The 12354-nt window shown below is 62.8% G+C and carries 13 protein-coding genes and 1 tRNA gene; 6 read left to right on the top strand and 8 right to left on the bottom strand.

Features of this window, described 5'->3' with window-relative positions:
* Window positions 1-29: 29 nt before the first annotated feature.
* From G455_RS0122290 to G455_RS0122315, 6 genes are read left to right on the top strand one after another with little or no spacing between them, the layout of a single operon-like run.
* Complete coding sequence (locus G455_RS0122290; RefSeq protein ID WP_154664474.1) at window positions 30-1025, top strand: CpaB family protein; 996 nt, start codon at window positions 30-32, stop codon at window positions 1023-1025.
* Window positions 1022-2362 (top strand): AAA family ATPase, encoded by a 1341-nt coding sequence (locus tag G455_RS0122295; RefSeq protein WP_028095614.1) that lies wholly within the window; start codon window positions 1022-1024, stop codon window positions 2360-2362. Before G455_RS0122290 ends, G455_RS0122295 begins: the two co-directional genes overlap by 4 nt.
* A complete protein-coding gene (locus tag G455_RS0122300) occupies window positions 2355-3809 on the top strand; it encodes a CpaF family protein (RefSeq protein WP_028095615.1) in 1455 nt (484 codons plus the stop codon). The genes G455_RS0122295 and G455_RS0122300 overlap by 8 nt, the downstream gene beginning before the upstream one ends.
* The gene (locus G455_RS25290; protein ID WP_084437171.1) at window positions 3806-4777 is read left to right on the top strand and encodes a type II secretion system F family protein; all 972 of its coding nucleotides are present in this window, start codon (window positions 3806-3808) and stop codon (window positions 4775-4777) included. The genes G455_RS0122300 and G455_RS25290 overlap by 4 nt, the downstream gene beginning before the upstream one ends.
* A gap of 37 nt (window positions 4778-4814) precedes the next feature.
* Window positions 4815-5708 (top strand): type II secretion system F family protein, encoded by an 894-nt coding sequence (locus G455_RS25810; protein ID WP_161629417.1) that lies wholly within the window; start codon window positions 4815-4817, stop codon window positions 5706-5708.
* A 5-nt stretch (window positions 5709-5713) separates the two neighbouring features.
* Entirely contained in the window at window positions 5714-8326 is a 2613-nt protein-coding gene (locus G455_RS0122315; RefSeq protein ID WP_028095616.1) for an ATP-binding response regulator, read from the top strand.
* 244 nt (window positions 8327-8570) lie between these two features.
* Here G455_RS0122315 and G455_RS0122320 read toward each other — a convergent pair.
* The 8 genes from G455_RS0122320 to G455_RS0122355 form a co-directional block, all read right to left on the bottom strand.
* Window positions 8571-8645 (bottom strand) — tRNA-Phe (locus tag G455_RS0122320).
* An 83-nt stretch (window positions 8646-8728) separates the two neighbouring features.
* Window positions 8729-8911: a DNA gyrase inhibitor YacG gene (locus G455_RS0122325; RefSeq protein WP_028095617.1), complete on the bottom strand. Its 183-nt coding sequence runs from the start codon at window positions 8909-8911 to the stop codon at window positions 8729-8731.
* Window positions 8908-9945 carry a ribonuclease E/G gene (locus tag G455_RS0122330; RefSeq protein ID WP_028095618.1) on the bottom strand — a complete coding sequence of 346 codons (1038 nt, stop codon included), beginning with the start codon at window positions 9943-9945 and terminating at the stop codon, window positions 8908-8910. Before G455_RS0122330 ends, G455_RS0122325 begins: the two co-directional genes overlap by 4 nt.
* Window positions 9942-10520: a Maf family protein gene (locus tag G455_RS0122335; RefSeq protein ID WP_028095619.1), complete on the bottom strand. Its 579-nt coding sequence runs from the start codon at window positions 10518-10520 to the stop codon at window positions 9942-9944. Before G455_RS0122335 ends, G455_RS0122330 begins: the two co-directional genes overlap by 4 nt.
* Window positions 10521-10562: 42 nt before the next feature.
* Window positions 10563-10781, bottom strand: a complete 219-nt coding sequence (gene infA / locus G455_RS0122340) for a translation initiation factor IF-1 (protein ID WP_005978431.1) — start codon at window positions 10779-10781, stop codon at window positions 10563-10565.
* Window positions 10782-10921: 140 nt separating this feature from the next.
* On the bottom strand, window positions 10922-11506 hold the full coding sequence (locus G455_RS0122345) for a GNAT family N-acetyltransferase (protein ID WP_035367229.1): 585 nt from the start codon (window positions 11504-11506) through the stop codon (window positions 10922-10924).
* A complete protein-coding gene (locus G455_RS0122350) occupies window positions 11503-11898 on the bottom strand; it encodes a ketosteroid isomerase-related protein (protein ID WP_028095621.1) in 396 nt (131 codons plus the stop codon). Before G455_RS0122350 ends, G455_RS0122345 begins: the two co-directional genes overlap by 4 nt.
* Complete coding sequence (locus G455_RS0122355) at window positions 11895-12353, bottom strand: arsenate-mycothiol transferase ArsC (protein ID WP_028095622.1); 459 nt, start codon at window positions 12351-12353, stop codon at window positions 11895-11897. Before G455_RS0122355 ends, G455_RS0122350 begins: the two co-directional genes overlap by 4 nt.
* Window position 12354: the final 1 nt, after the last annotated feature.

Genomic DNA, 12354 nt, shown 5'->3' on the forward strand with positions numbered 1-12354 from the left:
CACAGAATAGATTTGTTTCTGGGGACCCAATGCGTCGTAAAGTTCTGATATTACTGGTTGCTGGTGTACTTTTGTCCGGCTTGTCCGGCATTGGTATCTATTTGTATGTCGGGGCGCTCGAAGATCAGCTCGCCGGGTCGCGTGACAAATTGCGGCGGATGCAGGCCGATATGGACGCGATCGCCACGGTTGTCGAAGTGCCAGTGCTCAAGGCCGATGTGGCACAGGGCGGGGCAATCACCTTCGGTGGGTTGGAAATGGCGCGGGTTTCGCTGGCGCATATGCCGGCCGATGTGCTGCGGGATGCGACCGAATTGCTGGGAGCGGATAACGCTCCCCAGACCGTGATTGCCGGGGTCGGCATGACCAAGGGCCAGGTTCTGCTGCGTTCGCAGATCCTGCTGCCCGACACCCGGCGCAGCGGGACGATCATGGTGCCGCTCGGTCATCAGGTATTTCCGCTGCGAGCCGCGAATCTTGCGGATTATCAGGATCGCCTGAAACCCGGCGATTCGGTGGATGTCTTTTGGCGGACGATCGATCGGAAAGGGAACCGGACGACGCGGTTCCTGGTTGCGGGGATGCAGGTCGCCCAAGTCAAACCCGCCGAGGGAGACGGCGCGGCACCGGTGGCCCTGATCCGGCCAGAAAGTATCTTCCTGGTCGGTCGCCCCGAGCAGGTCAGCCTGCTGGTTCAGACCGAGGGCCGTGGAGAGCTGTTCTTGGCTCCGGGCGGGACCGGTGGCGTATTCCCGTCGCATGCTGTGGCGGTGGACAATCAGACCCTGGCGCAACGACCTTTGGCGAAGGAACCGCCTGCGGGCGATTTGGCGGCGGGGATCGGCCAGTTTGCCTCGACCGGGCAGGGGGCAGCGCCAGCCGAGGTCGGCGCGCGGGCCGGAACACCGGGCCTGGCCGATAGTGGTCTTGCCGGGCTGCTCACGGCTGAGGCGACACCCGAGACCTGTTTCATGACCGTGGTCAAGGGCTCTGCCCGTTCGGTGATCGAGGTGCCTTGCCGATGACTGCCACACCGGAAGACGCCCGGAGCGGGCGCACGGAGGAGGCAGACGCAGCGCGGGAGGTGTGTACGATTTCGGATTCGACCGAAGCCGTGCTCAACCTGGCCGATTGCATCGTCGATCTGCCGCCCCATCGGCGAACCGATCTCGATTTGTTCGATGCGGCCTCGGTGCTCTCTGCCCGCGAAGAGGATGCTCCGTTCGATTTGTTGCTGCTGTCGCTTGGCAACAGCCGGCAGGAACTGCCCAAACAAGCGCAGTTCGTTGCATCTCTGGCGGCGCAAAAATCCCGCCGGCTGATTGTTGTCGCGGCCGAGGACACCAGCCGGAAACTGTCTTTGCCTGAGGGTACGCTGGTATTGGCCCCCGGAACGGGACGCATTCCGGCAGAGTATCTGGCGCCGCATGCCGACGTCGCGAAAGGCCCGGCACAGCCGGCGCTGCCAGAGGGGAAGAAACAGCCCAAGGGGCGCGCCTCGGTTCTGGGGCGGCTGTTGCGGCTGGCCCGCGGTGAGCGTGATCTTCCGGTCGAGCGCAACGCAGACAGCGCATTCGATCTGGCGCTTGCGGGCCGGACCGCCACCATCACCGTGCTGGGGCTTGCTGGCGGTGTCGGCACCACTACGGTTGCGGTGACGCTGGCCAAGGAACTGGCCCGGCAACGCAGCGCCGACAGGATCTGCCTGCTGGATCTGAACCTGCAATTCGGCATGGCGGCAAGCTATCTGAACCTTGAGGACAACCCGCGGATCGAGGATGCCTATCGTAACTTCAGGGCGCTCGATGCCGACAGTTTCGAAGAGTGCCTGACGCCGGAAAGCAAGAACCTGACGGTGTTCTCCGCGCCGCCGCATATCCTGCCCTATGATGCGCTGTCCGGAAAAGAGGTGACCCGGCTTATCGATCTGGCGCACCAGCGCGCCGAGATCGTGGTGGTGGATGCGCCCCTTGCTCTGGCGGACTGGGCTGGTGATCTCTATGCGCAGTCCGATGCCGTTCTGTGTATTGCGGTTCAGGGGATTCGTTGTCTGCGCAATGCCAGCAAACTGCGCGAGCTGCTGGAGGCGAACCGGATCGGGACCGGCAATTTCGCCTTTGCGCTGAACCGGACCCCTGAACCGATGCCCGCCGATTGGGCGGAAACGCTCGATGGCATGGAGAAGGGGCTGGGCGCGAAGCTGTTCCATTTCCTCGCAGAAGGAGGGGCCGAGGTGAGCGAGGCCTGCGATCTGGGGGTGCCTCTGGCGGTGCACGCGTCGTCAAACGCGTTCTACCGCTCGATTCGCAGGCTGGTTAAGACCGCCTCTCCGTCCAAGCAGAAGGTCACAGCACGTGTTTGACAAGTTTCGCCAAAGCCAGGCCGCAGCGGAAAGCGGCCAGACCGACAGGGGGATGATGCTGGATCATGCCGCTCCGGGTCATGCCGCTGTCAACGAACCGGAAGCCGATCAGCCGGAACTCACCGCCCGTTATGCCGAACCGGCTGCTGAGCCGAACCATCCGTCTTCCCAGCAACGGCGTCGTATTCTCAATGAGATCAGCCAGCAGGCGCACCGCACCTTGCTGGAGGCGTTGAACCTGTCGGCGCTGAAACAGGCCTCTGAGGCCGATATCAGGAAAGAAATCAGCGATATCGTCAAGGAGATCGCGCCGAACCAGTCGATCGTTCTGTCGCGGTCCGACCGGGATCAGATCATCGACCGGCTGTTTCACGAGGTCACCGGTTTCGGGCCACTGGAAGTCCTGATCAAGGATGACACCATCTCTGACATTCTGGTCAACGGACCGGACCGGGTCTATGTCGAGCAGAACGGGATGCTCATCAAGACCGACGTCCAGTTCACCGATGACACCCACCTGCGGCGCATCCTGCAAAAGATCGTCTCGATGGCCGGGCGGCGTATCGACGAGATGAACCCCTATGTCGATGCCCGCTTGCCCGACGGATCGCGGCTGAACGCGATGATCCCGCCGGTCGCCGTCGACGGGACGCTGATTTCCATTCGCAAGTTTCGCCAGGACCGGCTGAGCATCAAGCAGCTCATCGCCTATGGCGCGCTGTCCGAAAATATGGCGAGCTATCTGAGCGCCTCTGTCGCTTGCCGTTTGAACATCATCATTTCCGGCGGGACGGGGTCGGGCAAGACGACATTGCTGAACGCCCTGTCCAGCTTCATCCACCCGCGCGAACGCGTGCTGACGGTCGAGGATACGGCCGAGCTCAATCTGCAGCGTGATCATGTCGGGCGGATGGAGAGCCGGCCGCCGAATATCGAGGGGCGTGGCGCGGTCACTCAGCGGGATTGCCTGCGCAATGCGCTCAGGATGCGGCCGGACCGGATCATTGTCGGGGAAACCCGCGGTGACGAGGTGATCGACATGCTGCAGGCGATGAATACCGGTCACGACGGGTCGATGACCACGATCCACGCGAATTCGGCGCGCGACGCGACCAGCCGGCTTGAGAACATGGTGGCGCTGGCCGGGTTCGACATGCCGCTTGGGGCCCTGCGGCGGCAGATCGCCAGCGCCGTCAATCTGTTCATTCAGGTCAACCGCATGCAGGATGGCACCCGGCGGATCACCTCGATCACCGAGGTGACAGGCTGCGAGGGGGAGGTTCTGTCCATGCAGGAGCTATTCACCTTCGAACATACCGGGACGTCTCCGGACGGTCGTGTCGAAGGCCGGTTCCGCACTACCGGCGTGCGATCGCATTTCACCGACCGCTTCAAGCGCTGGGGCGTGGATCTGCCGGAACTGCTTTATAAAGACGATATCGCATGACTATGGGGCTTTTCCTGTCGCTGGGCTTTCTGGTCGGGCTCCTGTTTCTGATGATCGCGGGCGCTGCCGCGCTGAGCGAACGGGGCAGGCGGCTGCGCGAACATCTGCTGCGCCGCTATGAAACCGCGGGGGCCAGCTCCAAGGCCGCCGGCCCCGGTCCGGTCACTGTCGCGCCGGGGCCGGTGTCATTGCGCCGGGAAACGACGGGCTTCGACCTGAGGTCGCTTTTCGATCCGGGTGGGATGCATTTCTTTGCCGTGCTGCGGACAAGTCGGCGCCTGCTGGGCCTGATGGCGCTGGGGTTTGTGGCGATCGCCGGTCTTGCGATCTTCGGTGTCGGGCTGCCGGTGGTCAGCGCCGTTCTGTTGGCGCTGGCGCTCGTGCTGGTCGGTGCCTTCATGGTCCACCGTTATCGCCACGGCAAGCGCCTCGAGGAAATCGCCGAGAACGTTCCCGAGGCGCTCGATATGCTGGTGCGGGCGCTGCGCATCGGCGCGCCCTTCCCGAAAGCCCTGATCCTGGTGAGCGAGGCGATGTCCGGCCCCATTGCCGAGGAATTCACGATTGCCTCGGAAGAGATCAGTTTCGGGCTTGATCTGTCGACGGCGCTTTTCGAACTTGCCCGGCGCTGTGAAAATCAGGATCTGATCTTTCTGGCGACCGCCGTTTCCATCCAGCAGGGCAGCGGTGGCAATCTGGCAGAGGTTCTCGAACGGCTCGCCATCATTTGTCGCGGTCGGCAGCAACTGGTGCTCAAGGTCAAGTCGCTGACCTCCGAAGCGCGCTGGTCTGGGAATGTCCTTTCGGTCTTTCCGATCATTGCGGCCGGTGGGATTTTCCTGCTAAACCCTCAATATTTCGACGATATATCTAACTCGGAATATTTCACCCCCTTGCTTGTCGCGGTCGCGGTGCTGCTGGTTGCGAATGTCATTTTCATGCACCGGATGCTCAAGCTCAAAGACTGAAGGAAGCCCTGATATGTCCGGAGCCGGATTGTCGAGCATGTTTGCCATTGCCTTCAGCCTGGGGCTGTTATGTGTCGTCATCGCGGTGGCGGCGCTGCAATTGGGGCGGACTTCGGTCAGTGAGGTGCGCGAACAGACCAACAGCCTGCGCCGGGACGGGCACGGTCAAACGCCGCTAAGCCGGCCGGCGGCGTTTCTGGCGCGGCTTTTCGACGAAAAGGATGAAGTCGTCCGGGCAGAGATGAAAAAGAAACTGGCCCAGGCGGGGTTTTCCGGCGCCCGGGCGCCGGTCTTCTTCGTGTTCAGCAAGCTCTTTGCCGGGATGCTGATTGCTGTCGCGGTCGTGGTTGTCTTCGTCTCGCTTCCGAATTTGCAGGTGCAGGGCGGGCTGCACTGGCTCATCATAATCTCGTTGGCGTTTCTCGTTGGTTATTCGCTGCCCGGCGTGATCGTGACCTCTCGGGCGCAGGCCTATGTGGACCGGATTGCCAAGGGCCTGCCCGATGCGCTGGACCTGATGCTGGTCTGTGTTGAGGCCGGGCAGTCCATCGACATGAGCCTGGTGCGCGTCGCCAGATCGCTGAGGCGTCTGCATCCGGAGCTGTCGGAGCGCTTTGCCGCGACCGCCGAAGCGCTCCGGGTCGGGGGTGATCGCGCCAGCGCCTTCGAACGCCTCGCCTATGATACCGACAGTGCCGAGCTCAAGTCCTTCGGGCGGGCGATCATGCAGGCCTCCTCGATGGGGACGCCGGTGGCCGAGACCTTCAGGGTGTTTTCCGCCGATCAGCGGCAGCGGCGGGTTAAGAAGATCGAGGAACAGGCCAATATCCTGCCGACGAAGCTGACGCTCGGCACCATGTTCCTGACCGTGCCGCCGTTTCTGCTGCTTCTTCTCGCGCCGGCGCTTTACAGCATCTCCAAAAGTTTCTGAGCGGTATGTCCAAGCTGTCCCTATTTTCGCTGAAACAAAACCGGTTCGCGCCGGTGTCTGAAATGGCCGGACCAGCGGCGCCGTCAAATCACCGACACATCTCTCTTGAGATCGGGGTCTATTTGCTGGCAGCCTTCTTCCCCCTCGGAGCCACTGTCCTGGCAACGCCACAATGCTACGTCCTGCCGTTTTTCATTGTGCTGAACGTGGCTTTGTTGTCGGCGCTGGAGACAGGCGGCAGCCGGTTGATGGCGCACACCCCGTTCTGGGTGGGTCTGGCGCTGGCCGTTCTTCTGGCCCTGATCCTGCCGCTGCTGATCTGGCCCGACTATCCGATGTCCCGGCTTTTCTCGGAACTCGGGGCGGATATCCTCTTTGCTGCGGTTGTCGCGATGCTTTTGTCGCTGATCTCTCATGCCCTGCGGAAGGGGGTGTTTCGGATACAGGCCGGTGGCCCGGCGGCCTTCATCCTGCACGGTGCGGGGGTCTTTCTGGGTGGCTTTCTGATCGAGCTTCGCTTTCTGACTTTTGAGCAGATGTTTCGGCCCGGGGGCATGCTGTCGGCCCGGCTCGAAACGCCTCTGGTCCTTGTTGGAGGGGCGCTGACGGTCGCGGCGGTCAGTCTTGTGCTCTTGCATGTGCTGTCGGAAGAGCGGCGGCACGATGGTCCGTTGGCACGGCGGGCTCGCCCCATCTGGGTGGTCGCGCTCGCCGCGTTGACGCTGTTTGTCTCGCAGGCGCAGTATTCGGGGGAGGGCTATGTCGCGCTGCTGCTGGCGCTCCCGCTCCTGTGCCTGCTGCCCTTCGCTCCGCGCAGCCCGATCCTGACATCGGCCTGCCTTGCGCTGGGGATCGCCCTGCTGCCCAATTTGCCCGTCGTTCTCGGCTTTGCCCATGCGCCTGAGCCGGCTCCGGTTGTCCGTCTCGCGCCGCTGGTGGGGGCAGTTCTGGTCATCGTTCTGGTGCTAGCGCTGCGGCGCGCCAGCCAGACGCGGGTGCTGTTCGAACAAACCCAGAGGCTGGATCGCCTGCGCCGCCTTTTCACCGAGAACGGGGCAGGGGAGATTCTGTGCGCCGACCCGAAGCGCAAGCGGATCCTGTTTCCGGTCGCTTCGCCAGAGACGCATCCGGAAATGAGTTTCGCCGATTTCTTCCGCGATGCGCCGTCACATGAAATGCTCACCTTGCTGGAGGCGTTCGGCAGCGATACCGAGGTTGACGCGCATAGGGCCTTTCCTGTGCATCTGCACGGCGCAGCTGGCACGCCGGGAAAACTGGAAACCTCGCCGCGTCATCGTATCGACCTGTATATTCTGGAGAAGACGCCCGATGTGATCTGGCTTGGCCGGATCGACCGGTCAGAATGCGAGGAGTACGAACTGCGGGCCGAGCGGGCCGAGAAAGCGCTGGCCGAAGCGCTGTTGCGGGAAGAACGTCTGCTGACCGTCGCCTCGCATGAATTGCGTACTCCGATGTCGGTCTTGTCCATGCTGTCGGAAGAGTTGGATGAGGGCACTCCCTGGGAAGAGGTCGCGCCGGGGTTCAAGAGCGCCTGCGATCGCGTCAATGTCTTGCTGGACGATCTGAGGGTGCGTGACAGCACCAAGGAAGCGCAGATGCTGCAGACGGTTTTCACCCTGCGTGAAATGTCGATGCATCTGCAGGAGGTGTTCACCGGCCCCGCACAGGCCAATGGCGTCGCACTGTTGTTTTCCCTGTCGCAGCGTAGCGATACGCCGTTGCGCAGCGATTACGGCCGGGTCTTCATCGCGCTGTCCAAGCTGATCCACAACGCCATCGTCCATGCCCGCGCCACCGAGATTTCGATCAGTGCCTTTCTCACGGTGCAGAGCGACGGTGTGGCGATCGTGACCTGGCAGGTCAGCGACAACGGTCGTGGCATTCCCTCAGAGCGGCGCCAGACCATTTTCCGCCCCTTCGACACCGACGGCAAGGGACCGAGCAACCGGCCCGGGCTGGGGCTTTATACCGCGCGCAAGGCCATCGAGGCGATGGGCGGAGAGGTTAATCTGCGTCGCCCCGATGATATTGGCGGCGTCCCGCGGCGTCTGCCGCCGTTTTCCACTGCCAAGGATGTCGCCGCAGAAACGCCCGAGGCCGAGGCAGCGCTGGGGATGAATCCGGGGGCTTCGTTTGTCTTGAAGCACCCGGCGCGATTGGCCGAACATGTTGAGTACACGACGCTGGAGCATCTTCCCGTGACAGAATCCCAGGCATCCTATCCCGACAAGACCGTTCTTCTGGTCGAGGACAATCAGATTGTTGGTGACATCATGGTCGTCCGGCTGCGGCGTCTCTTCGGGACGACGATCTGGGCCGAGCGGGGCGACGAGGCCTTGCTGGCCTATGAGAAAAACCAGCCCGATCTGCTGCTGGTCGATCAGCTTCTGCCCGGAAAGTTGGGCTCGGAGGTCGTTCAATATGTGCGGGAGACCAACCGAGAGGTTCCGATCGTCGGGATTACCGCATCGGCGATGGGGTCGGAATGCGCTGAACTCGAGGCGGCGGGGGCCAATTACGCGCTGGAGAAACCGCTATCCATGCAGCAGATGAAGAAGATCGCTCAGGAGTTCTTCGGCGCGCCGGAGGCGCAATAGGCTGATCTGTCGGCCCCCGGGGCGGTTGTGACCGATCTCGGGGCCCGATGTCGGGGCCGATGGTTGGGGACCGTGGAAGCCATGCAGGACTGAACAGAGGCGACTGTCGTCGATCGTGCCCGGGTTGGCGCGCATGTGCCTGCCCATCGCATCCGGCCTTAGCCAAGCGCACACAGCCCACGGAGGGACGAGCCGAGAAACGCGGCTTTGATCCAAACCATGAAATCGCGATACTTTGATTTAATGGTGCCCGGGGGCGGAATCGAACCACCGACACGAGGATTTTCAATCCACTGCTCTACCCCTGAGCTACCCGGGCACGGGAAAGGCGTTTGCCTTTGGGTGGGGGCCTTCTAGGCGACCCAGCGGGGGGTGTCCAGAGGTATTTTCATCTTCTTGTCACTAATGTTGCCACTTCTGTGCAGCTTGTGCTTCTTCTTCTGCTTTTTCAATGTCTTCCGGGCTGTCGGAGGGGATCGAATAGCTGCCTTTCAGCCAATTTCCGAGGTCGATATCGGCGCAGCGTTTCGAACAGAAGGGGCGGTACTGCGGATCGGTTTCGCGCTTGCAGATCGGGCAGCTCACAGGCCGGCCTCTCCGAGCAGCGGGGCGAGGGGAAGGCGGCCGCGCTTGCGCTGGAGCTCGTAGTTTCCAAGCGGCGTCCAGCCGGCCAGAACCGTCTCTTCGGTGTCGTGCCGGAAAGCGGCGCGCAGGGCGGATTCAAGAGTGCGACGGTCCTTCTTCGGCATCGGTGCCAGGTCGATGACGATCTGGCCGCCCAGGCCTCTCAGCCGCAACTGTCGGGGCAGTTCGCGGACGGCGGCGATATTGGCCTTGATCCCGGCGGCAAGCGAGCTGTCGGCGCCGGTGTTCACGTCGACGGCGATCAGCGCGCGGGTCGGCTCGACGAAGAGGAAGGCGCCACCGGGCAGGGACGCACGGGCGCTCTTCAGCGCTTCGATCGCGTCCAGCACGCCAAGGCGCGCGAATCCCTCGGCTTCGGTCTCGACCTCGGCGGGCTCCGACCAGTCGCGCCAGGCCAGCAGATGCGGACCATCGCCTTCGGTCAGTTTCTCGGCCGGACCGTCGGCATCGGCCAGCACCTTGTCGGCGAGGTCGAGCATGGCGTCGACATCCTCGGCGATATCATCCTCGTCGGCGCCCTCGCAGGCTGAGCGCAGGATGATCCCATGGGCGCTGGCCTCGGCCAGGTCGGTGCCTGCGGCGGCGAGGATGCGGATACGCTCCTCCTCGTCATGGATGCGACGGGAGAGGTTCACGCCGGGGGCTTCGGGGGTGACGATGGCATAACGGCTCTTGAACAAGAGCCGGGTGGTCACCGGGATCGCCTTGCCGGGCTCGGCATAGCCGGTGACCTGCACCAGCAGCGCCTGACCGGGGGCGATGCCCTTGATCTGGCGCAGGTAGGCGGTGCCGTCTGGGGTGTCGAGGAACAGCCCGCCTTGGCCCTTCATCGGCCGCTGTGCGATGGCGCGATAGATGGCGCCGGGGCGGGGGGCGTCGCTGTCGATCAGAATATCTTCAAGCTGTCCGTCGATCATCAGGGCAGCCGCTTCGCGGTCGCCGATATGGTCCAGAACGATTTGCCGGCCCTTCATGCGCTCTCTCCGTAAACAGGGTATCCTGCCGCCTGCAAAAGCCCGGCGGTTTCCGCCAGCGGCAGGCCAACGATGCCGGTGAACGATCCTTCGATCCAGGGGATGAAGGCGCCTGCCATGCCCTGGATGCCATAGCCGCCGGCCTTGCCCTGCCAGTCGCCGCTGGCGACATAGGCGACGATTTCCTGGTCAGACAGTCGTTTCATCTTCACCGCGCTGACCACGTCGCGTTGCCAAAGCCGATCGCCCCGGCGTACCGCCACGGCGGTGATCACCCGGTGCCGGCGGCCCGAGAGGGCGCGCAGGAAGGATTCGGCCTCGATCGCGTCTGCAGGTTTGCCCAGGATTCGGCGGCCAAGCGCCACCGTGGTATCTGCGCAAAGCACGATGTCGTCAGGCCCGGCTGCCACAGCAGCGGCCTTTTCGCGTGCAAGGCGCTGGCAATAGGGGCGGGGGAGTTCCCCCCTCGCCGGGTCTTCGTCGATGTCCGGCGGCAGGATGTCATCGGGAACGACACCGATCTGCGCCAGAAGATCGCGGCGGCGCGGGCTGCCAGAGCCCAGGATAAACTTCATCTCAAGGGCCCTCGCGCAACGGGTCCGCGCCGGGGCGCGCGCTTATTTAAAGCGGTAGTTGATCCGACCCTTGGTCAGATCATAGGGGGTCATTTCGACCTGCACCTTGTCGCCGGCAAGAACACGGATTCGGTTCTTGCGCATCTTGCCTGCTGTATGTGCGATGATCTCATGGCCGTTTTCAAGCTCGACCCGGAACGTCGCATTGGGCAGGAGTTCCTTCACGACACCGGGAAATTCGAGCGTATCTTCCTTGGCCATGTTATCTCCATTGCTGATTGATCCGCCAATCCTGCGGAACGAGCGCTTAAATGATCCCTTTCGCCTTATATTTCAAGGCTGCAATGCCGCTTTGCGGCGAAATGTGACCGAAACCTTTGGGAAAATGGCCTGGAAAGAGCTCAAAGCTCCCGAATCCAGACCTGCAGCGGGTGCTGTGATTCGGTTGCCTGGCCGATGTCCTTCCAAGTGAAGCTGGCAATCGCTCCGGGCAGGGGATGATAACCCCGCTTTTGCCAGAACGTATCGAGGGGGCGATAGTCGGCAGGTCGCAGCGGGTGCGAGGTGGGCCGCTGCACCGCGCAGAAGGCCGAATGCCGGAAGCCCAGCCGCCGGGCGTGGTCTTCGCGCGCGTCGAAGAAGCGGTGACCGATGCCATGACCGCGATAGTCCGGCAGCAGTACCGATTCGGCGCAATAGAACACCTGGTCCAGCACCAGGCCGCTGTTGGCGAAGGCTGCGGCGAAATCGTCGGCATGATCGGCCAGCGGCGTGCCGGTCGCCGCGCCGATCAGCCGCTCGCCGTCGAAGGCGCCGACAAGAACCGCGCCGTCGCTGTCGCGGTAGGATTGCAGATAGCCCCGTTCGTAATCGAGGCTGCCGTCGTAAAGATAAGGCCAGGCGCGGAAGATCTCGATCCGCAGCCTGGCGACATCCTCCAGCGCCGCATCCAGTGCGGCGCCGGTCAGAACCCGGGTCTCGATCATTTGCTGACCTGGCGGATCCAGTCTGCCAGGTTGTAATAGGTCGTCACCCGGGCAATCTTGCCGTCGCGGATGTCGAAGAACGATCCGGCCGGCAGCCGATAAGTCTGGCCATGTGCCTCGGGCAGGCCGGCGTCGGTGGCCAGATAGGTGCCGTTGACGATGAATTCCGCCGCGCCGCGGCTGCCGCCCTCGGCCTCGAACAGCACGATATCGGTCAGCTCTTCCTTATAACAGTGGCTCATATGGGCGCAGAATTCGGCGAATTTCACCTTGCCGACGCGGATCTGGCCCTCGTTGACGTGATGGGCCACATCCTCCGTCAGGCAGTCCAGCATGGCAGAGGTGTCGCCGGCGTTGAAGGCCTCGAAATAGGCTTTGAGAATGGTTGTCATGATCTCTCCGTTGGGGCGCCCCATTTTCCCTTGAGGCGTGTTATAATTTGGTCCCGGGCCTGACGATAGGCGGCCAGTTTTGCATCACGGGTTTCGCCCAAGCCGGTCGGGTCCAGGATCGGCCAGTATTCTACCGTCAGATGGAAGAACCGGGTCAGTTGCAGCGCCCGGCTCTGGCTGGCGGGGGACAGGGCCACCACAAGGTCGAAAGAGCTCAGATCGTCGCCGCGCCGCTGCATCTCGTCGAACGAGCGTGATTGGTGTCGGGACAGTTCCACGCCGATCTCGTCGCACACGGCGATGGCGAAGCCGTCGATCTCAAGATCGCTTTCCACGCCGGCCGATTGAACATAGGTCGACATGCCATAGAATTTCTTCATGATCCCTTCGGCCATGGGGGATCTGCAGGCATTGTGATCGCAGCAGAACAGTACCGACTGCGGCAAGGATTCCACG

It is taken from the genome of Pseudodonghicola xiamenensis DSM 18339 (assembly GCF_000429365.1).
Taxonomy (GTDB): domain Bacteria; phylum Pseudomonadota; class Alphaproteobacteria; order Rhodobacterales; family Rhodobacteraceae; genus Pseudodonghicola; species Pseudodonghicola xiamenensis.

Coding starts and splice junctions, on each gene's coding strand:
- G455_RS0122330 (WP_028095618.1), bottom strand. CDS start 9,945: ATGAAGGGCCGGCAAATCGTTCTGGACCATATCGGCGACCGCGAAGCG.
- G455_RS0122350 (WP_028095621.1), bottom strand. CDS start 11,898: ATGACAACCATTCTCAAAGCCTATTTCGAGGCCTTCAACGCCGGCGAC.
- G455_RS0122295 (WP_028095614.1), top strand. CDS start 1,022: ATGACTGCCACACCGGAAGACGCCCGGAGCGGGCGCACGGAGGAGGCA.
- G455_RS25290 (WP_084437171.1), top strand. CDS start 3,806: ATGACTATGGGGCTTTTCCTGTCGCTGGGCTTTCTGGTCGGGCTCCTG.
- infA (WP_005978431.1), bottom strand. CDS start 10,781: ATGGCCAAGGAAGATACGCTCGAATTTCCCGGTGTCGTGAAGGAACTC.
- G455_RS0122335 (WP_028095619.1), bottom strand. CDS start 10,520: ATGAAGTTTATCCTGGGCTCTGGCAGCCCGCGCCGCCGCGATCTTCTG.
- G455_RS0122345 (WP_035367229.1), bottom strand. CDS start 11,506: ATGATCGAGACCCGGGTTCTGACCGGCGCCGCACTGGATGCGGCGCTG.
- G455_RS0122315 (WP_028095616.1), top strand. CDS start 5,714: ATGTCCAAGCTGTCCCTATTTTCGCTGAAACAAAACCGGTTCGCGCCG.
- G455_RS25810 (WP_161629417.1), top strand. CDS start 4,815: ATGTTTGCCATTGCCTTCAGCCTGGGGCTGTTATGTGTCGTCATCGCG.
- G455_RS0122290 (WP_154664474.1), top strand. CDS start 30: ATGCGTCGTAAAGTTCTGATATTACTGGTTGCTGGTGTACTTTTGTCC.